This is a genomic window from Amycolatopsis sp. w19 (assembly GCF_051373225.1).
Classification (GTDB): domain Bacteria; phylum Actinomycetota; class Actinomycetes; order Mycobacteriales; family Pseudonocardiaceae; genus Amycolatopsis; species Amycolatopsis japonica.
In genome coordinates, this window is record NZ_JBPQFM010000019.1 from 36,423 (window position 1) to 54,507 (window position 18,085).

The following is an 18,085-nucleotide window of genomic DNA, read 5'->3' on the forward strand; positions in this document are numbered from 1 at the left end:
TAGCCCGCGAAAGGCGACGTGGGCGTTGACCTGCGGGATCGCGTTTAGCCCGCGAAACGCAGGTGGGTGCCTTCCGCGGCCGCCAGGACCTCGCCACTGAACTCCTGCCGCGCTTCGGCCACCGAGAGCTCGCGGTCGGAGCCGGGCCAGAAGTGGGCGAGCAGCAACCGCCCGGCACCTCCGCGCTCGGCCCAGTACCCGGCCTCGCCCGCCGTCGACACCAGGCGTGGCGTCTCGTCGGGGGAGGGCCCCTGGAGCGTGGCGTCGGCGATGAGCAGGTCGGCGTCGCGCGCCAGCTCCGCGAGGATCGGGCTCGGCCCGCTGTCGCCGGTGTAGGCGACAGTGAGTCCGGGCGCGGTCAGCCGCACCCCGTAGTTCGGCACGTGGTGCGGCAGCAGGAACGTCGTCATCCGGAACGGCCCGACCTCGCGCGGCGGGCCGAGTTCGTGCACGTCGAAGATCGTCGTCGGATGCGGGCGCGGCTCCATCGCTTCGAGCCGTCGCACCGTGCCGGGCGTGCAGTGCAGCGGGATCCGCGGCTCGTCCGGCAGCCCGTAGGCGCGGGCCCGGCCGAGCGCGCTCACGTCGGCGCAGTGATCGGGATGCTCGTGCGTCACCACCACCGCGTCGACCCGGCCTTCCGGGCAGTACTCGAACAGCCGTGACGCGGCGCCGTAGCCGAGGTCGAGCACCACCTTGAAACCCTCGTGGACCAGGAGGAAGCCGGCGCAGGCCCGGCCGGGTTCGGGCCAGGCCCCGCAGCTGCCCAGCACGGTCAGCTCGCTCATGCGCGCAGTCTCCCAGTGCCGATTCTGTCGGACCCCCCGGGTAGCGTGCGAAGGGTGCTGACCGTCTCCACTGTGAATGTCAACGGCCTCCGTGCCGCCGCGAAAAAGGGCTTCGTCGAGTGGCTGGGCTCGACGAAGGCGGACGTCGTCGCCTGCCAGGAGGTCCGGGCCGAGCTCAAGGAGCTCCCGGCCGGTGCCGCCGCGCCCGAAGGCTGGCACGTGGTGCACGCGCCGTCGGTGCAAAAGGGGCGCAACGGCGTCATGCTCTTCAGCCGGGCGGAACCGGAAGAGGTCCGCATCGGTTTCGGCGAGCCCGAATTCGAGGACAGCGGCCGCTACGCCGAGATCCACCTGCCGAACGTCGTCGTCGCGAGCCTGTACCTGCCCAGCGGCGACGTCGGGACGCCGCGCCAGGACGAGAAGGAGCGCTTCATGGCGGCGTTCCTGCCGTACCTCGTCGACCTGCGCGCCAAGGCCGAAGCCGGTGGCCGCGAGGTCGTCGTCGTGGGCGACTGGAACATCGCGTACGACAAGATCGACCTGAAGAACTGGCGCGGGAACCAGAAGAGTTCGGGCTTCCTGCCGGAGGAGCGGGAGTGGCTCGGCCGCGTGTTCAGCGAGGCAGGCTACGTCGACGTGCAGCGCAAGCTCGATCCGGAAGGCCCCGGCCCGTACACGTGGTGGTCGTACCGCGGGAAGGCGTTCGACAACGACACGGGCTGGCGCATCGACTGCCAGATCGCCACCCCCGGCCTGGCCGAGCGGTGCACCTCCGTCGTGGTCGAGCGCGCCGAGGCCTACGACCAGCGCTGGTCCGACCACGCGCCGGTGACGGCGACGTACTCCGGATAGCCTGCGCGCGGGAGATCCGGGGGTTGCGATGGAGACGAACGAAGCCAGGCGTATCGAGGCGACCAACGCCGAGCGCTACGCGATGTCCGGCCAGTACGGGTGGGAGTTCAGCCCGGACGCGCCGAACCTGCTGGAGCGCTGGACGGTCCTGCCGTTCAACCAGCGCGGCGACAAGCGGATGGCGTTCGGCGCGCTGAGCGGCGCGTACAACGGCCTTCGCTTCAGCGTCTTCGACCATCACCGCCGCCCGACGGTCACGAGCGTGCACACGCGGTGGACCAACAAGAAGGTCAACGAGCTCGACACGATCTCGATCGACACGGTCTGGGTCGTCACCTTGCCCGCGCCGATGCCGAACTTCCAGATCGTGTCGAGTATCGAGTCCGCCTGGGACGTCGATCAGTACCCGGAGCCCGCCACCGCGGACCGGAAGTTCAACCGCTGGTACAAGCTGATCGACACCGACCCGAACGTCGCGGTCGCCGTGCTCACGCCGCAGGTCGCCGCCACGATGCGGTCGTCGAAGCTGCACACCTGGTCGCTGGTGGGCGCGGAACTGGTCTACGTCGAGAATCCGACCTTCGGCCGGACCAAGCCGGACGACGTGCTCTCCACACTCGGGAGGCTCGCGCAACTGGTGTCGCTGCTGCCGTTCCACCTCGGCGGCGGTGGGCAGCCCGCCGCGCCGCCTCCGCCGCAGCCTTACCATCCGCAACAGCCGTACCCGCCGCAGAACCCCGGGTATCCGCCGCAGTACCCGCCCCCGCCGCAGTACGGTCAGCCGCCGTATCCGCCGCAATATCCGGGACACCCGCCGCAGCAATTTCCGCCACAGCAGTATCCGCCGCCGGGATATCCGCCGCGCGGCTACTGACGGGACTTCGCGCTCTCCGTCCACACTGGACTTTCGACGAAGTGGTTGTCGAACTTTTCCTGGCTGTCCAAGAGATCCTGGACAGTCGCCTCGCCGTGCCCGACCTTCTCCAGTAGCCGGAAGTAGTCGAACCGTTCGACGCCGGGGATGAACACGATCAGGACGTCCGCCGCCGAGTCCACGGCCGCACGGAACGCGTGGGTGGTCAGCGGCGGCACGACGAGCATGTCGCCTTCGGAAACGGTCACGATCTCTTCTCCCACAAGGACTTCCAGCTTTCCGCCGAGCATGAAGAACATCTCGGACGAGCCGGTGTGAAAGTGCGGTGCCGCGCCGTTGGCGCCCACGCCAAGCTGGGTTCTCGCGCTGCTCATGACTCCGCCCGTGGTCGAGACGTCGGCGAGCAGTGTGACGAGGGTGGGGGCCGCGCCGACGGTCTCGGCTTCGGCGGCGCGGACGAGGACGGTTTCACGGGTTTCGATGCGCTGTGTCATGGACACGATAGTTCCACCGCTGATAGTTCGCTGTCAAACTATCTCCCGTCGAATAGACTGCGTTCGTGAGTGAACAACGAAGCGCGGACGCGATCGACGCCGTCGTCGATGCCTGGCACCGCGAGCGGCCGGAACTGGACTTGACCGCGATCGGGGTCGCCGGCCGCCTCGGCCGCGTCACGATGCTGACCACGCCGATGGTCGAGGCCGTCTTCGCGAAACACGGCTTGAAGCAGGGGGAGTTCGACGTGCTCGCGGCGCTCAGGCGGTCCGGGAAGCCGTACACGCTGATCCCGTCCGAACTGTCCGCGACCCTGATGATGTCCAGGGCCGGGATGACCAGCCGGATCGACAGGCTCGAGTCGGCCGGGCTGGTCGAGCGGGCGCTCGATCCCGAAGACCGGCGCAGCTTCCGGGTCACGTTGACCGAGCGCGGTTTCGAGGTCGTCGACGCCGCGATGACCGAGCACACGGCGAACGTCGCGAAGCTGCTCTCGCCGCTGGGCGAGGACCTCGGCGTCCTCGACGCTTCGCTGCGTCGGCTGCTGGCGTCCCTCGACGAAAACTGAAGGGGCCCTTCGCCGCGTGGCATGCGGCGAAGGGCCCCTTCAGCTCCCTGGGCGGATCAGCAGTACAGGTTGCCTCCGGGGTCGACGCCGAGGATGCCCGTGAACTGCTGGTACTTGCTCACGCGGCTCTGCACCTGGGCGGGGTTGCCGCCGTTGCACTCGATGCTCCCGTTGATGCTGCGGATCGTCTCGCCGAAGCCGCGGCTGTTGATCATCGCGTTGTGCGGGGTCATCGTGCCGGGACCGTTCTGGGTCATCCAGTACCAGATGCCGGTCTTCCAGGCGACCGCCGCGTCGTTCTGCACCAGCCACGGGTTGGTCAGCAGCGGCAGGCCCAGCGCGTCGCCGGCGGCCTTGTAGTTGAAGTTCCAGCTGAGCTGGATCGGGCCGCGGCCGTAGTACGCGGCGTTGCCGGCGGGGCAGCCGTAGGACTGGCTCGTGTCGCAGTAGTGCGGGTAGTTCGCCTCGTTCTGCTCGACGATGTGGACCAGGCCGCCGGTCTCGTGGCTGACGTTCGCCAGGAAGGCCGCCGCTTCCTGCTTCTTCACGGTGTCGCTGCCCGTGCCCGCGAAGGCCGGGTACGCGCTGAGGGCGGTGACCAGGCCGTTGTAGGTGTAGAAGGGGTTCCGGCTCGGGAACATCTGGTTGAACTGTGCCTCGCTGACCACGAAGCCGGACGGGTTCGGCGGGTTGGTCGTCCCGCCGCCGCAGGCGCCCTGATCGGCCCAGACCTGCGCCGTACCTGGGGTTTCGTTCTGCGTCCACCACTTCGCGGACCAGTTGTGCCCGTTGTAGGAGGCGGTGTTGCCGCCCCAGTAGACCGAGCTCGCGTTCCACGGCGCCACGCAGTCCGCGGCGGAGGCGGACTGGGTCGGGACGACCACGGCGACCGTCGTGGCGGCGAAGGTGGCGGCGACCGCCGCGAGAATACGTCGAAGAGACATCGGTGGCTCCTTCGTACGAGGGGACCATGCAGGGAGATATTGGTCTATACCTTTTAAGGGGTATGGCCAACAGGTATAGACCATTGCGCACAAGAAACCAACCGGGGAAAGTCGGATCGTGCCTGTTCGGCCGCGTGCGACAACCGAATGGCCTAACCCCTGTCCGGTTCTGTCAGAAACCGATTGCCCGCATGACAACTCTGAGGCGAGGGGTGCTCGAAACATCCCCCCTGTGAGGGGCTAGTCTCGGGCCCCGAGTTGATCAGAACCCACAGGTCTTGACACGCTCGGTAGTTTTTTGACCAGCAACCTGGAAATGCTCACTCGTTCGGGTTAGCGTTCCGGTTCGGCAATGTCACGTCACGGGAGGCACTCCGGTGCGGAACCCAGTTCATCTCCTGATGCGATCGTCCGTGCCCGCGGCCCGGGCCGCGGCGGTCATCGCGATCCCGGTCGCGTTGCTCGTCGCGGGCGCCGTTCCGGCGTCGGCCGCGGAGTCGGCGTCACGTTCGGAGATGGCGTTCGGCCTGCTGGGCCCGGTCGGCCTGATCGCCGTCGCGCTCGGCATCGTCGGCATGGCCTTCGGTGTGTTCCGTCAGCGCCGGAAGGCCCGCGCGGCCGCCGTCGCTCCCGTCGCCCCGTCGCAGCCCGCCGCCCCGCATGTGGCCGCGATGGCCGAGGCCGTGCTCGCGGACGACGCCCTCACTCGCCAGCAGCGCCCCTGACCTGCTTTTTCCCGTTTCGGATCGCGTTTAGCCCGCGAAACGCAGGTCGGTGCCCTGGGGCCGGCAGATCGCGTTTAGCCCGCTAAAGGCGAAGTGGCGGATTTCTTGGGTAGGTACACCTAGTCCCGCCCGGATTGTTTAGCCGCCCGCTGATCGCCACGCTCGGGTCCATGACGGTGACGCGGCGTCGCAGCCGGCCCGGTGACCCCTTCCCCCGCGCCCTGGACCGGGCGATCACGGAAAGCGGCCTCGGGCTCGACCGGATCCGGCACCGGCTCGCCCAGCAGGGAGTCCGGATCAGTGTCGCGACCTTGAGCTACTGGCGGACAGGAAGAAGCCGCCCCGAGCGGTGCGACTCCCTGAGGGCGGTCGCGCTGCTGGAGCGGCTCTTCGAACTACCGCACGGTTCCTTGCTGAACCGGCTGGGCCCGCGTCGCCCCCGGGGGCGGTGGGGCGACGCGGGGACCGGGTCAGACGCCGGAGTTGGTGCGGATCCAGCTGCGGAAGTAGGGGACGTCCACGTAGATCGACGGCCCGGTCGCGCAGGTGCTGCTGTTGTTCCCGGCGCGGCTGGTGGCGCCGACCAGCTGCCAGACACCGCTGACCTGCTTCACCTGCGGGCCGCCCGAGTCGCCGTAGCAGGCGCCCGAGTTGCCGTTGGGGTTGTTGGTGCAGATCTCGCTGGCGCCGTTGATGCCGCTGCACCGGGTGTCGGCGACGATCGAGGTGTTCAGCTCCTGGAGGTTGATCGGGGCGCCACAACCACCGCGGACGGGGCAGGTCTGGCCCCAGCCGATGATCCGCGTCGCGGTGCCAACGGCCCCGGACGAAGCGGCGATCGTGACCGGCGCCTGCGACACCGCCGACGAGAGACGCAGCAGCGCCAGGTCGGCGCTCGGGTGGGCGATGCGCTGGGCGACGCGGGCGACGGAACCGCCGCTGGTGCGGTTCGTGGTGCCGACCCGCACCTGGTACGGCGTGCCACAGTGCGCCGCGGTGACCACCCAGGTCGAGCTGATCAGTGAGCCACCACACTGGTGGCTGCCGGAGCTCGACTGCTGGGACACCATGAACGAGTAGACCTGGGTCGCGTTGCCGCCGCCGACGATGTTCGGCTGGACGCCTCCGGTGGGCTCGGCCGCCGCCGCGACGCCGGAAAGCGAGAAGACGGCCGCAGCCGCCATGGCCAAGCCCATCAGCAGGGATCGTGCCTTCATCTGGGTTCTCCTTCGGTGTGGCCGGAAGATCCGGTGCCATGAACGCTAGGAATCGGACACCGCGCCCAGAACCGTCGGAAGTATGTGGCGTTTAACCGTTTAGCCCGTTCGGCCGGGCCGAGGCCGGATGACCCGCCGCGGCGTGGCCTGACAGAATCCGGGCGTGTCCGACGAACAGAAGCGCCCGCGCGTGCTCTCCGGGATCCAGCCGACCGCCGACTCGTTCCACCTGGGCAACTACCTGGGTGCGCTGCGGCAGTGGGTGCGGCTGCAGGACACCCACGACACCTTCTACATGGTCGTCGACCTGCACGCGATCACCGTCGAGCAGGACCCGAAGGTGCTGCGCGAGCGCACGCGCCGCTCGGCCGCGCAGCTGCTCGCGCTCGGGGTCGACCCCGCCCGCAGCGCGCTGTTCGTCCAGAGCCAGGTGCCCGAGCACGCCCAGCTGAGCTGGGTGCTGGAGTGCCAGACCGGGTTCGGCGAGGCGAGCCGGATGACGCAGTTCAAGGACAAGGCCGCGAAGCAGGGCACGGATCGCGCCAGCGTCGGCCTGTTCACGTACCCGGTCCTGCAGGCCGCGGACATCCTGCTGTACCAGGCGAACGAGGTCCCCGTCGGCGAGGACCAGCGGCAGCACCTGGAGTTGACGCGCAACCTCGCTCAGCGGTTCAACAACCGCTACGGCAAGACGTTCACCGTGCCGGAGCCGCATATCGTCAAGGACACGGCGAAGATCTACGACCTGCAGGACCCGACCGCGAAGATGAGCAAGTCCTCGTCGACCGGCAACGGCCTCATCGAGCTGCTCGAAGACCCGAAGAAGTCGGCGAAGAAGGTGCGTTCGGCGGTCACCGACACCGGCCGCGAGATCGTCTTCGACGCCGAGAACAAGCCGGGCGTCTCGAACCTGCTGACGATCCTGTCCGCCCTGACCGACCAGCCGGTCGCCGAACTCCAGAACGCCTACGAGGGCAAGGGCTACGGCGACCTGAAGAAGGGCGTCGGCGAGGCGTTCGTCGAGTGGGTCACGCCGGTGCAGGAGCGCGTCCGGTCCTACCTGGACGACGTCGCCGAACTCGACAAGGCCTTGGCGCTCGGTGCGGAACGGGCCAGGGAGGTCGCTTCGGTGACCTTGCGGAACGTCTACGAGAACATCGGGTTCCTTCCCCCGGCAGGCTGATTCGCGCTGCGCGGCCGCGGCCGTGTGGTTAGCGTTTCAAGGTGGCGAAAGATGACGGCGCGAAGCCGGAAGAGGACAAGCTGTTACCGCGCCTGAGGCGGAAGTACGGCTGGCTCGATCACCTCATCCGGGCCAATGACGCCTTCACCGAGCGCTACGGCAACCACTACGCGGCCGCCATCACCTACTTCAGTGTGCTTTCGGTGATCCCGATCTTGATGGTCGCCTTCGCGATCATCAAGATCGTGCTCGCCGGCGACCAGGTGGTGACGAACCAGCTCGTCGACGGCATCAAGAAGTCGGTCCCGGAAGGCCTGAGCGATCTCGTCGGCAGCATCATCAAGGCGGCGCTCGACTCCGGCGGCGGCATCGGGGTGTTCGGTCTGCTGCTCGCCCTCTACTCGGGCATCGGCTGGATGTCGAACCTGCGTGACGCGCTGACCGCCCAGTGGGGGCAGGAAAAGCAGAAGCTTCCGCTGGTTTCGACCACCATCAAGGATCTGCTGTCCCTCGTCGGGCTCGGCCTCGCGCTGGTGGTCTCGTTCGGCCTCACCGCGGCGGGCAGCGGCGTCGGGCGGTTCCTGCTCGAACTGGTCGGCCTCGAGAACCAGGGCTGGGCCGTGTTCCTGCTGAAGGTCGCGACGATCCTGCTCGGCCTCCTCGCGAACACCCTGGTGTTCCTGTGGGTCATCGCGAGGTTGCCTCGTGAGCACGTGGCGCTGCGCAGCGCGGTCAAGGGCGCGATCTTCGCCGCCGTCGGATTCATCGTGCTCCAGCAGGCCGCGACCGTCTACCTCGGCAGCGTCACGAAATCACCGGCGTTCACGCTGTTCGGCCCGGTGATCGGTCTGCTCGTGTTCGCGAACCTCGTGTCGCGGTTCCTGCTGTTCGTCACCGCGTGGACGGCGACGGCGAAGGAGAACCAGCAGACGGTCGTCGAGCCGCCGGCCCCGGTGTTGATCCACCCGAGAGTGACCGTGCAGCAGGGGCCGGGGCTCGGTGCCGTCGGCGGCGCTTTCGCGACCGGTGCCCTGTTGGGCTGGTTCGGCCGCCGGAAGTCCTGACTTACCGGCCGGGCTCCTGCGTGACCGGAGCCGGCTGCGCCTGGGCGGCCTTCTTGGCGCGGACGATGCCCGCGACGAGCAGGACGACACCGAGCACCGGCTGGTAGTCCTCGGCCCACATCAGCAGGATGAACTGGCGGTCGGTGTAGGTCAGCGCGACCGAGCCGAAACCGAGCAGGATGAAATCGGGGACACCCACGGCCGTCCCCCGAACGGCGCGCTGGGTGGAGACCGAAGGTTAGCGGTCTCTGCCGTCGCTGTCCGCCGATTTCGTTTTCCGCGGTCTACTCGCCCGCCATGGCCTTTTTCCGTTGGTGACCGACGACGAACGACGCCACGATGATCAGGAAGACGACCAGCGTGATGATCCAGCCCGTCACGCCGAACGGGTCTTCGGCCGCGGCCGCGGCGCCGCTGTTGGAGGCTCCGTCCCCGTTCGGTGTGACGTTCGCCGGGTCCGCGTTCACGGTCTCCGGTGACCGGTATTCGATACGCCCCACCGATTCGGCCTTGGCCTCGCGCAGCGCGATGCCGTAGTCGAGGAGTTTCGCCGCCTGCTCGACGACCCGCGTCGGGCGCTGTTCGGCGCGAAGCATCACGACCCCGATCCGGTGACCGTTCTGGACCGCGCTGCCCGCGTAGGTGTGGCGCGCGTCGTCGGTGAAACCGGTCTTCCCGCCGGTGAACCCGGGGTAGCTGCCGAGGAGTTTGTTGTCGTTGTAGATCGTGATGAGCGGCTTTCCCGCGGTGGGCGGGATTTCGAAGCTCTTGGTCTTGACCACCTTGGCGAATTCGGGCTTCTTCATCGCGTAGTGGAAGATCAGGCTCATGTCGTAGGCCGAGGTCGACATACCGGGGCCGTCGAGCCCGGACGGCGTCGCGGCCCGGGTGTCCGTGGCGCCGATGCGGGCGGCCAGCGCGTTCATCTTCGCGACGGTCGCGTCCACCCCGCCGAGCACGGTGGAGAGCGCGTGCGCCGCGTCGTTGCCCGAATGCATCAGCAGGCCGTGCAGCAGCTGGTCCACTGTGTACTGACCGCCCGCGGCGATGCCCATGCAGGTGCACTCCTGCTCGGCGTCCTCCTTGGTCGGCACGATGCTCTTGTTCGGCGGGAGCTCGGTGACCACGACCAGCCCGAGCAGCACCTTGATCAGCGACGCCGGCCGCTGACGGGCGTGCGGATCCTTCGCCGCGATGATGTCGCCGTTGTCGAGGTCCTGCAGCACCCACGACGCGGAGGTGTTCCCCTCGGGCGGGTTCAGCGCGCGCTTCGGGAGCACGAGCCCGCATTCGGCCATCCGGTCGCCGCCCACCGGGACCGGCGGGACCGGCAACGGCTCCGGCGCGGCCTCACCGGGACGCGGCTTCTCGGAGGTGTCGATGGGCGGGGGAGGCGTCGTCTTGTTCGCGCACGGCTGCGCCTGGGCTGGTGGCTTCGGGGCGGCTGTGGCCACCGGCGTCACCGCGAGGGCGAGCACACCGGAAACGAGGACCAGGAGCGACCGGGAGATAGCGCTGTGCACCCGAGCAATGTAGCGTCGCCGGGCCCGCTGCATACTCAGGGGCATGCGCATTTCGCGAGGTACTTCGATGTTCCTGCTGGGTTTCGGCGTCTGGTCGTGGATCATCTGGATCACGTTCGCCAAGAACCTCTGGGACAGCGACCGCGCCTGGGCCGCGGACGGCTCGCCCACCGCCTACTTCATCGTGCACGCGGTGCTGACGGTGGTCTCGTTCGTGCTCGGCACCGTCATCGGCGTCATCGGTCTGCGCACGCTTCGTGGCGCCAAGTCACGGGACGCGGAAAAGGCTGACGCCTGATCCGGTTTGTCGTCCTTTTGACGGTGGTGGCCCGCCTTCGGCTCGCTTACGTTCACTCCACCGAATCATGGAGGTGGAATGTCCCGGATCAGACGCCTGCTCGTCCCCGCGCTCGTCGCGGCGGCGGCGGGAAGCGTGTTCGCGGCCCCGTCGGCGAGCGCCGCGCCCGCGCCGCAGTGCGACACCGCGAGCGCGCCGTTCAACTACGTGGTGCTCTACAACCCGCGTACCCCGGAGCGCAAGGTCGACAGCGAGCTGCGCGCCAAGTGCGGCGAGAAGGTCGCGTACTACCCGGAGATCGGGGTCGCCGTGGCGACCTCGCGCAACGCCGACTTCCAGGCGAAGATCGGCGTCTTCCGCGCCTACTCGGGCGGCCGTGACGTCGCGTTCCCGCCGGCGGCCACCGCTCGCGCGACCCGCTCCGCCGTGGTCGACACCAAGGAGAACGAAGAGACCACCAGCGTCGCGGTCGAAGAGGACCTGTCGGCCCAGCAGTGGGACATGCGGGCGATCCAGGCTCCCGAGGCGAACAAGATCTCCGGTGGCAGCAGCTCGGTGACCGTCGGCGTGCTGGACTCGGGCATCGAGCCCACCCACCCCGCGCTGAAGGCGGCCCTCGACCCGAACGTGTCGGCAGGCTGCAACAGCGGCGCGCCCGACACCACGCCCGCCGCCTGGGCGCCCACGAACTCCGACCACGGCACGCACGTCGCCGGCACGATCGCGGGCAAGGACGCGTCGCGCGGCTTCACCGGTGTCGCGCCCGGCGTCAAGCTCGCGTCGGTGAAGGTCGTGAACGACGACGGCCTGATCCTCCCCGAGGCCGCGGTGTGCGGGTTCATGTGGGCGGCGAAGCACCGCTTCCCGGTCACGAACAACAGCTACTACATCGACCCGGGCATGTTCTACTGCGCGAAGGAGCCGGGCGACGCGGCCGCGTTCGAGGCCGTCCGCCGCGCGGTGACCTACTCGACGGGCCGCGGCGTGCTGAACGTCGCCGCCGCCGGCAACAGCGGCTTCGACCCGGACGAGCAGACCACCGACCCGAACCGCCCGCACCCGGTCGACGAGAGCTGCGGCATCCTGCCCAAGGCCATCGACGGCGTCGTCAACGTCTCGGCCATCGGCTACGCGGGCACGAAGTCGTCGTACAGCAACTACGGCGACGACGTTTCGGTCACCGCCCCCGGTGGCGACCGCGCCCAGCTGCCGCCCGCCGGCCAGGGTGTCGGTTGCCCGCTGTCGACGATCTTCAACGGCGGCTACGGCGCCAAGTGCGGTACCTCGATGGCGTCTCCGCACGCCGCCGGTGTCGCCGCGCTGCTGGCTTCCCGCTACCGCCACGCTCCGCCGCGGCTGCTGACCTGGCTGCTGGAGCACCAGGCGGACGAAGTTCCGTGCGGCACCGCGGCGCCGGTCTGTGAAGGCCCGGCGAAGGACAACTCGTACTACGGGCACGGCCGCGTCAACGCCCTGGACGCGGTGAAGTAAAAGGATTTCCGCTTTTCGGAGGCCGGCCCGGGTGTTTCGGGCCGGCCTCCGGTCATGCGGGCCGTCGTACGTCGGCGACGAACCCGAAGCGGTCGCCGCGCCGCGGTGATGTTCCCGAAATCCGGAGTATCGCGTCCTGGCCATCGCGTGAACGTTCCACTTGCGTCGTAGGCAGGGGTTTCACCTTCAATGCGGTGTCGTCTTCGAGATTCCGGAATTTCACCTGGAAAGCGAACTCGGCGACCGTGGTGGTGAAGGAGGTGTCGAACGCCTCGGGGCGGATTCCCTTCATGAGTTCAGCCGAGTGTTTCGGCCAATGCCATTCAGCGGTGACCACGTCCCCTTCTTCCACCGCGCGGCCGAGATGAACGTAGATCGTCAGGCTCGAATGGCCCCGTTCCGTCTCTGACCACCTTGAAGTCGTGGGAACCCGTACTCCGGATCCTGGTGCCGAAGCCGTGGCGTGGACGAAGTCGTACGTGACTTTCCGCTTGTCGCGATTCGTGAGCTTGTTTTGGCTGTAACAAATCGTCGTGAAGGTGAGGTATCGAAGGTGGCGGTCCTTGGCCTCAGCCATCGTCATCTCGCGACGTATCCAGGCGTCGCCGTTTTCCTCGATCGACGTTTCCTGCTTCCAGCGACGAATGCCGACTGGGTCTGTCTTGGGTAAGTCCGGCAAGTAGGAGTGAAGGAGCTGCTCGGTCTGAGTCAAGCGATCTCGCAGCCTCCGGGTCGCGGAGAACGAAATGAGTGCGGCGGTCAAGAACAGAAGAGCGGCCGCAGTCGCGAAGATCGTGCGCAACCAGGCGAGCCCGAGGACTTGGCCGAGCAACCCGATGGTGCCCAACATGGCGACGGCTCCGGCGACCACCCGGAGGTAGCCGTGGCGGTATACGAGGTCTTCGAGGTCCGACAGCAGCGGCAGGAGCCGGCGGGACAGGGTCTTGCGCAGTTCGGTCGTCGTTTCCATGGGATCCCCTCGGATCGACCAGCCGATGACCCATCAGGCTAGCTCGATCACGCGTTCGCCGGGTCTCGGCACTTTCGCCGGATTCGCGATCGGTGCGTTCTCGCTACGTTGTGAACACCTTCGACAGTGGGGAGTTCACGATGTCGGTGTTCGGTCGGTTGGTTCCCGTGGTGGTCGGGCTGGCGATGCTCCCGCTGGTCAGCACGCCCGCGGCGGCGGCTCCGGTGGCGCCTTGCAGCGAGGAACCGCGGGAGCTGCCCATCAACGAGTTCACCGACTACCGCGAAATGGTGCGGGAACTCGGCAGGCTCGAGCGCGTGAGCAAGGGGCGCGTGGCGGTCAAGGAGGTCGGGCGGTCCAACCGCGGCCGGGTGATCCATCAAGCGACCGTCGGGACCGGCCCGAAGGTCTTCGTGGTCTCCAGTGAGATCCACGGGAACGAGAAGACCGGCACCGACGCCCTGCTCCGGATCCTGGACTACCTGGGCACCTCCGAGTCGCGGGACGCCGAGCGGCTGCGGAAGACCATCACCTTCGTCGCGGTGCCGAAACTGAACCCGGACGGCGCCGAACTCGACCGGCGGGGCAACGACCTCTCGTGGGCCGAGGTACAGCGGAAGTTCCCCCAGCTGAAGGACCGGCCGCCCGCCTGGAACTACCTCAGCGACGTCCTCCAGGGCGACGACTACCGGAAGCGGCCCGGGTTCGACGTCAACCGCGACTTCAATCCGGACCTGAACTACGTCCCGCGCGCGGAGGACTTCCCGGGCGCGCCGGATCAACCGGGCTGGTTCATCACGCCCGAGGCGCGGGCTCTGCGGTCTGTGTACGTGGAGCTGACCGCCCGGCGCGGGAAGGTGCCCGACGTCTACGTCGATCTGCACCATCAAGGAGCGTGCGTCCGCCAGGAAGGCAGCAACCGGCTCCTCGACGTCGGCATCGACTACCCGCCGCTGCCGGACAAGTTCTTCGAGCCCGGCCAGAAATACGCGAAGTACCGCGACGTGTACACAAAGGACGAATCGCGGCAGTTGGCGATCAGTGGCTTCAACGGGATGACGTCGCGGGGGTTCGTCGGGGCGCGGTATCCGCATGGCGCGGATCGTGATCTGCCCGGGCAGGCGCGGTGTTCGTTCGCGTTGAACGGGACGGGGACGGTGTTGTTCGAGGTGCGCGGGCAGACGCAGACGCTCGGGCAGCAGCACCGGGAGCACTTCACGCGCGCGGTGATGGCGGGGCTGTACAACATGCTGCGGGATGTGAGCACGGGCGCTGTGGACCGCATCGATCCGGAGGCCTTCGACCTGCTTCCCGGCACCGCCGACTCGGCCGCCGCTGCCCGCATCTTGGAGTAGCTCGCCAGTTCGAGGAAGTACATGATGGCCCCCTTCCTGTACCTAGGCGCAAGGAAGGGGGCCTTCATGTACTTCAGGCGGCTGTTGAGAGGTGGATATCGGGTCGAGGCCTGGCCGAGGCTACGTCGTGCGCGGCCGTGAGGTCGGCGAGGACGCCATCTGGGTCGTCTCGCAGGCGGAAGGGCAGAGTTTGCACCACGACCAGGCCCGCCGCCGCATACCGTGTGTTGCGCTCGACGGTTCGCGCATAGTCCGACTTGCGGAAATGAAACTCGAAGGAGTCGATTTCCCAAACGAGACCGACGTCGTCCCACAACGCATCAGGGCGTCCGATGTAGCGTCCTCGCCGGTCGTGGATCGCCGCGTTCCAGTGGCTCGGTGGGACCGGCATGCGCTGGCTGAGAATCCTGGCGCGCGATTCCGCCATGGACCGAAGGTCTACCCAGCTCGTCAGCAGACGTCTAGGTACAGCGCTACCACGGAGAGACCCGCGATCGAGTTCGCGAAGCAGAGCCTTCGGATGGCATCCGCCTTTCTGGACCGCTTCGATCAAGATCGCCTCGACCTGCTCCGCGTCCCCGAACCGCCGCGCCGTATCCGTCGTTGCCCGGATCAGCGGCGCCAGCGGAAAGCCGTGTCGGATGATCGGCGTCGGCAAGTGGATCGTCCGTTCCATCGTCACGAAGCCGGTGCTACGGATCTTCCGGTCGTGCGGGATCAGCAGATGCAGCCCCATGTCCGGTGGCATCGCGGTCGGACGCAGTCCGTGCCGCCGACAGGCTTCGATTCCGGTGAGAACCGCGTCCGCCCCGCCGTGCAGTAGTCCCGCGGTAACGAGCTGCTCGCTCGTGGGTTCGTTGTTGTGCAACAGGATTATGCCGGGCAGCAGGCGTTGCCATGGACCACCGGGCAGGCATCGGGTGTAGATCGTCCGGCTGCTCATTTCGAGGCATTCCAGGTCGGAAGCCCGGATCACGCCGTCGCGACTTCGTTCTTGCAGCAGTTCGGGATGCTGAGCCCATCTCCCCCGTTTGGTCATGTGATCAGCGTGACGGCAGGAACGCCGGCGCCGCCAGAGCCGATTCGCCGGCCTGTGGATAAGTGTTCCGTTGTGGATAACTCAGCTCCAAGTACATGAAGGCCCCCTTCCTTGCGCCTAGCGCAAGGAAGGGGGCCTTCATGTACTTGGTCCAGAAGCGTCAGACGCGCTTGAAGAGCAAAGCGCGCTTAACCTCCTGAATCGCCTTCGTCACCTGGATACCGCGCGGACAGGCGTCGGTGCAGTTGAACGTCGTCCGGCAGCGCCAGACACCCTCGGAGTCGTTCAGGATGTCGAGACGCTCTTCGGCGCCTTCGTCACGCGAGTCGAAGATGAACCGGTGCGCGTTGACGATCGCGGCCGGGCCGAAGTACGAGCCGTCGTTCCAGTACACCGGGCACGAGGACGTGCAGCAGGCGCACAGGATGCACTTGGTCGTGTCGTCGAACCGGTCGCGGTCGGCCTGCGACTGGATCCGCTCGCGCGTGGGCTCGTTCCCGTAGGCGATCAGGTACGGCTTCACGGCCTTGTACGCCTCGAAGAACGGGTCCATGTCGACGTAAAGGTCCTTGAGCGTCGTCAGGCCCTTGATCGGCGCGATGGTGATCGTCGTCTTCTTGCCGTCCTGCGACAGCAGGTCCTTCATCAGGACCTTGCACGCCAGCCGGTTGATGCCGTTGATCTGCATCGCGTCGGAACCACAGACGCCGTGCGCGCACGAGCGCCGGAACGAGAACGTCCCGTCGATGTAGTCCTTCACGTAGAAGAGCAGGTTCAGCAGCCGGTCGGTGCGCTGCGCCGGGACGTCGTAGGACTCCCAGTGCGGCTCGTTGTCGATCTCGGGGTTGAACCGGAGGATCTTCAGCGTGACGGTGATCGGCGTGTGGTCGGAGGACACGGCCTCCGACTTCTCGGGGGTGGCCGTGGTCATCAGTACTTCCGCTCCATCGGTTCGTAGCGGGTGAAGGTCACCGGCTTGTAGTCCAGGCGGACGTCGGCGGTGAGACCGTCGCCCTCCTTGTAGGCCATGGTGTGCCGCATGAAGTTCGTGTCGTCGCGGTTCGGGTAGTCCTCGCGCGCGTGCCCGCCGCGGGATTCCTTGCGCGCCAGGGCGCCGACGACCAGGACCTCGGCGAGTTCGAGCAGGAAGCCCAGCTCGACGGCCTCGAGGACGTCGGTGTTGTACCGCTTCCCCTTGTCCGACACGGTGATCCGGCTGTACCGCTCCTTCAGCGCCTGCACGTCGGTCAGCGCCTGCTTCAGCGTGTCCTCGGTGCGGTACACCGAAGCGTGCGAGTCCATCGTCCGCTGCAGCTCGGTGCGGATGTCGGCGACGCGCTCGTCACCGTGCTCCGAAAGCAGCAGCGCGAGCTGGTCTTCCACCACCTTGGTCGGGTTCTCCGGCAGCTCGATGTGCTCGTGCGCCAGCGCGTACTCGGCGGCCGCGATGCCGGCGCGACGGCCGAACACGTTGATGTCGAGCAGCGAGTTCGTGCCGAGCCGGTTAGAGCCGTGCACGGACACGCACGCGACCTCACCCGCGGCGTACAGGCCGGGGATGACGTTTTCGTTGTCCCGCAACGCCTCGCCGTGGATATTGGTCGGGATGCCGCCCATCACGTAGTGGCAGGTCGGGAACACCGGCACCGGCTCGGTGACCGGGTCGACGCCCAGGTACGTCCGCGAGAACTCCATGATGTCCGGGAGTTTCGCGTTCAGCGTCTCTTCCGGGATGTGCGTGACGTCGAGGACGACGTAGTCCTTGTTCGGCCCGCAACCGCGGCCCTGCAGCACTTCCTGCACCATCGACCGGGCGACGATGTCCCGCGGCGCGAGGTCCTTGATGGTGGGGGCGTAGCGCTCCATGAACCGCTCGCCGTCGGCGTTGCGGAGGATGCCGCCCTCGCCGCGCACGGCCTCGGAGATGAGGATGCCGAGCCCGGCCAGACCTGTCGGGTGGAACTGGAAGAACTCCATGTCCTCCAGCGGCAGGCCCTTGCGGAAGATGATGCCGAGGCCGTCACCGGTGAGGGTGTGCGCGTTCGACGTCGTCTTGAAGATCTTGCCCGCGCCGCCGGTGGCGAACACGATCGACTTCGCCTGGAAGACGTGCAGCTCGCCGGTCGCCAGCTCGTAGGCGACGACGCCGGACGCAGCGGGGTTGCCGTTCTCGTCCGGGGTCAGCACCAGGTCGAGCACGTAGAACTCGTTGAAGAACTCGGTGCCGTGCTTGACGCAGTTTTGATACAGCGTCTGCAGGATCATGTGCCCGGTGCGGTCCGCGGCGTAGCAGGCGCGGCGCACCGCGGCCTTGCCGTGGTCACGGGTGTGCCCGCCGAAGCGGCGCTGGTCGATCTTGCCTTCGGGCGTCCGGTTGAACGGCAGGCCCATCTTCTCGAGGTCGAGGACCGCGTCGATGGCTTCCTTCGCCATGATCTCGGCGGCGTCCTGGTCGACCAGGTAGTCGCCGCCCTTGATCGTGTCGAAGGTGTGCCACTCCCAGTTGTCCTCTTCGACGTTCGCGAGCGCGGCGCACATGCCGCCCTGCGCGGCGCCGGTGTGCGAACGCGTCGGGTAGAGCTTGGTGAGGACCGCGGTGCGGGCACGCTGGCCGGATTCGATGGCCGCGCGCATGCCGGCGCCACCGGCGCCGACGATCACCACGTCGTACTTGTGGAACTGCATGAGGACTCCGCTTT

At 67.6% G+C, this 18,085-nt stretch carries 19 protein-coding genes; 9 read left to right on the forward strand and 10 right to left on the reverse strand.

Translation table 11 applies throughout. The features are described 5' to 3' along the window. Positions 1 to 44: 44 nt before the first annotated feature. On the reverse strand, positions 45 to 788 hold the full coding sequence (locus tag ACSMFO_RS30275) for an MBL fold metallo-hydrolase (protein ID WP_436461374.1): 744 nt from the start codon (positions 786 to 788) through the stop codon (positions 45 to 47). 45 nt (positions 789 to 833) lie between these two features. Here ACSMFO_RS30275 and ACSMFO_RS30280 point away from each other — a divergent pair, with 45 nt between their 5' ends. Both ACSMFO_RS30280 and ACSMFO_RS30285 read left to right on the forward strand, forming a co-directional pair. Then, entirely contained in the window at positions 834 to 1,640 is an 807-nt protein-coding gene (locus ACSMFO_RS30280) for an exodeoxyribonuclease III (RefSeq protein WP_143202621.1), read from the forward strand. 28 nt (positions 1,641 to 1,668) lie between these two features. Next, the gene (locus tag ACSMFO_RS30285; RefSeq protein ID WP_436461375.1) at positions 1,669 to 2,514 is read left to right on the forward strand and encodes a hypothetical protein; all 846 of its coding nucleotides are present in this window, start codon (positions 1,669 to 1,671) and stop codon (positions 2,512 to 2,514) included. On the opposite strand, the gene ACSMFO_RS30290 is transcribed toward ACSMFO_RS30285, so the two are convergent. Further along, entirely contained in the window at positions 2,508 to 3,008 is a 501-nt protein-coding gene (locus ACSMFO_RS30290; RefSeq protein WP_436461376.1) for a cupin domain-containing protein, read from the reverse strand. The two genes, ACSMFO_RS30285 and ACSMFO_RS30290, sit on opposite strands and share 7 nt — an antisense overlap. Positions 3,009 to 3,073: 65 nt before the next feature. Between ACSMFO_RS30290 and ACSMFO_RS30295 the strand changes: the two genes are divergently transcribed. Continuing rightward, positions 3,074 to 3,577: a MarR family winged helix-turn-helix transcriptional regulator gene (locus ACSMFO_RS30295; protein ID WP_360129161.1), complete on the forward strand. Its 504-nt coding sequence runs from the start codon at positions 3,074 to 3,076 to the stop codon at positions 3,575 to 3,577. Positions 3,578 to 3,633: 56 nt separating this feature from the next. Here the strand turns inward: ACSMFO_RS30295 and ACSMFO_RS30300 are convergent, their stop codons facing one another. Next, the gene (locus tag ACSMFO_RS30300; RefSeq protein WP_436461377.1) at positions 3,634 to 4,521 is read right to left on the reverse strand and encodes a glycoside hydrolase family 19 protein; all 888 of its coding nucleotides are present in this window, start codon (positions 4,519 to 4,521) and stop codon (positions 3,634 to 3,636) included. 401 nt (positions 4,522 to 4,922) lie between these two features. Here ACSMFO_RS30300 and ACSMFO_RS30305 point away from each other — a divergent pair, with 401 nt between their 5' ends. Next, entirely contained in the window at positions 4,923 to 5,246 is a 324-nt protein-coding gene (locus ACSMFO_RS30305; RefSeq protein ID WP_436461444.1) for a hypothetical protein, read from the forward strand. Positions 5,247 to 5,716: 470 nt separating this feature from the next. Here ACSMFO_RS30305 and ACSMFO_RS30310 read toward each other — a convergent pair whose 3' ends face one another. Next, positions 5,717 to 6,463 carry a S1 family peptidase gene (locus tag ACSMFO_RS30310; protein WP_360129166.1) on the reverse strand — a complete coding sequence of 249 codons (747 nt, stop codon included), beginning with the start codon at positions 6,461 to 6,463 and terminating at the stop codon, positions 5,717 to 5,719. Between the two features lie 163 nt (positions 6,464 to 6,626). Between ACSMFO_RS30310 and trpS the strand changes: the two genes are divergently transcribed. After that, complete coding sequence (gene trpS / locus ACSMFO_RS30315) at positions 6,627 to 7,646, forward strand: tryptophan--tRNA ligase (protein ID WP_038519455.1); 1,020 nt, start codon at positions 6,627 to 6,629, stop codon at positions 7,644 to 7,646. A gap of 41 nt (positions 7,647 to 7,687) precedes the next feature. After that, a complete protein-coding gene (locus tag ACSMFO_RS30320; RefSeq protein ID WP_436461378.1) occupies positions 7,688 to 8,710 on the forward strand; it encodes a YhjD/YihY/BrkB family envelope integrity protein in 1,023 nt (340 codons plus the stop codon). A gap of 1 nt (position 8,711) precedes the next feature. Here ACSMFO_RS30320 and ACSMFO_RS30325 read toward each other — a convergent pair whose 3' ends face one another. Further along, the gene (locus ACSMFO_RS30325) at positions 8,712 to 8,909 is read right to left on the reverse strand and encodes a hypothetical protein (RefSeq protein ID WP_436461379.1); all 198 of its coding nucleotides are present in this window, start codon (positions 8,907 to 8,909) and stop codon (positions 8,712 to 8,714) included. Between the two features lie 85 nt (positions 8,910 to 8,994). Further along, the gene (locus tag ACSMFO_RS30330; protein ID WP_436461380.1) at positions 8,995 to 10,233 is read right to left on the reverse strand and encodes a D-alanyl-D-alanine carboxypeptidase family protein; all 1,239 of its coding nucleotides are present in this window, start codon (positions 10,231 to 10,233) and stop codon (positions 8,995 to 8,997) included. 43 nt (positions 10,234 to 10,276) lie between these two features. Here ACSMFO_RS30330 and ACSMFO_RS30335 point away from each other — a divergent pair, with 43 nt between their 5' ends. After that, positions 10,277 to 10,531 carry an SCO4848 family membrane protein gene (locus tag ACSMFO_RS30335; protein WP_184899326.1) on the forward strand — a complete coding sequence of 85 codons (255 nt, stop codon included), beginning with the start codon at positions 10,277 to 10,279 and terminating at the stop codon, positions 10,529 to 10,531. A 78-nt stretch (positions 10,532 to 10,609) separates the two neighbouring features. After that, a complete protein-coding gene (locus ACSMFO_RS30340; RefSeq protein ID WP_038519448.1) occupies positions 10,610 to 12,022 on the forward strand; it encodes a S8 family peptidase in 1,413 nt (470 codons plus the stop codon). 52 nt (positions 12,023 to 12,074) lie between these two features. Here ACSMFO_RS30340 and ACSMFO_RS30345 read toward each other — a convergent pair whose 3' ends face one another. Then, the gene (locus ACSMFO_RS30345; protein ID WP_436461381.1) at positions 12,075 to 12,992 is read right to left on the reverse strand and encodes a hypothetical protein; all 918 of its coding nucleotides are present in this window, start codon (positions 12,990 to 12,992) and stop codon (positions 12,075 to 12,077) included. Between the two features lie 140 nt (positions 12,993 to 13,132). Here ACSMFO_RS30345 and ACSMFO_RS30350 point away from each other — a divergent pair, with 140 nt between their 5' ends. Continuing rightward, the gene (locus tag ACSMFO_RS30350) at positions 13,133 to 14,347 is read left to right on the forward strand and encodes a M14 family zinc carboxypeptidase (RefSeq protein ID WP_436461382.1); all 1,215 of its coding nucleotides are present in this window, start codon (positions 13,133 to 13,135) and stop codon (positions 14,345 to 14,347) included. A gap of 73 nt (positions 14,348 to 14,420) precedes the next feature. Here the strand turns inward: ACSMFO_RS30350 and ACSMFO_RS30355 are convergent, their stop codons facing one another. The 3 genes from ACSMFO_RS30355 to sdhA form a co-directional block, all read right to left on the reverse strand. Continuing rightward, positions 14,421 to 15,386 carry a hypothetical protein gene (locus ACSMFO_RS30355; RefSeq protein WP_436461383.1) on the reverse strand — a complete coding sequence of 322 codons (966 nt, stop codon included), beginning with the start codon at positions 15,384 to 15,386 and terminating at the stop codon, positions 14,421 to 14,423. 160 nt (positions 15,387 to 15,546) lie between these two features. Next, on the reverse strand, positions 15,547 to 16,317 hold the full coding sequence (locus ACSMFO_RS30360) for a succinate dehydrogenase iron-sulfur subunit (RefSeq protein WP_038519442.1): 771 nt from the start codon (positions 16,315 to 16,317) through the stop codon (positions 15,547 to 15,549). Next, positions 16,317 to 18,071, reverse strand: a complete 1,755-nt coding sequence (gene sdhA, locus ACSMFO_RS30365) for a succinate dehydrogenase flavoprotein subunit (protein WP_436461384.1) — start codon at positions 18,069 to 18,071, stop codon at positions 16,317 to 16,319. Before sdhA ends, ACSMFO_RS30360 begins: the two co-directional genes overlap by 1 nt. Positions 18,072 to 18,085: the final 14 nt, after the last annotated feature.

Excerpts from the sequence above, each read along its gene's own strand:
- ACSMFO_RS30275 (WP_436461374.1), bottom strand. The coding sequence starts at position 788 with ATGAGCGAGCTGACCGTGCTGGGCAGCTGCGGGGCCTGGCCCGAACCC.
- ACSMFO_RS30285 (WP_436461375.1), top strand. The coding sequence starts at position 1,669 with ATGGAGACGAACGAAGCCAGGCGTATCGAGGCGACCAACGCCGAGCGC.
- ACSMFO_RS30290 (WP_436461376.1), bottom strand. The coding sequence starts at position 3,008 with ATGACACAGCGCATCGAAACCCGTGAAACCGTCCTCGTCCGCGCCGCC.
- ACSMFO_RS30300 (WP_436461377.1), bottom strand. The coding sequence starts at position 4,521 with ATGTCTCTTCGACGTATTCTCGCGGCGGTCGCCGCCACCTTCGCCGCC.
- ACSMFO_RS30305 (WP_436461444.1), top strand. The coding sequence starts at position 4,923 with ATGCGATCGTCCGTGCCCGCGGCCCGGGCCGCGGCGGTCATCGCGATC.
- ACSMFO_RS30310 (WP_360129166.1), bottom strand. The coding sequence starts at position 6,463 with ATGAAGGCACGATCCCTGCTGATGGGCTTGGCCATGGCGGCTGCGGCC.
- ACSMFO_RS30335 (WP_184899326.1), top strand. The coding sequence starts at position 10,277 with ATGCGCATTTCGCGAGGTACTTCGATGTTCCTGCTGGGTTTCGGCGTC.
- ACSMFO_RS30340 (WP_038519448.1), top strand. The coding sequence starts at position 10,610 with ATGTCCCGGATCAGACGCCTGCTCGTCCCCGCGCTCGTCGCGGCGGCG.
- ACSMFO_RS30345 (WP_436461381.1), bottom strand. The coding sequence starts at position 12,992 with ATGGAAACGACGACCGAACTGCGCAAGACCCTGTCCCGCCGGCTCCTG.
- ACSMFO_RS30350 (WP_436461382.1), top strand. The coding sequence starts at position 13,133 with ATGTCGGTGTTCGGTCGGTTGGTTCCCGTGGTGGTCGGGCTGGCGATG.
- ACSMFO_RS30355 (WP_436461383.1), bottom strand. The coding sequence starts at position 15,386 with ATGACCAAACGGGGGAGATGGGCTCAGCATCCCGAACTGCTGCAAGAA.
- ACSMFO_RS30360 (WP_038519442.1), bottom strand. The coding sequence starts at position 16,317 with ATGACCACGGCCACCCCCGAGAAGTCGGAGGCCGTGTCCTCCGACCAC.
- sdhA (WP_436461384.1), bottom strand. The coding sequence starts at position 18,071 with ATGCAGTTCCACAAGTACGACGTGGTGATCGTCGGCGCCGGTGGCGCC.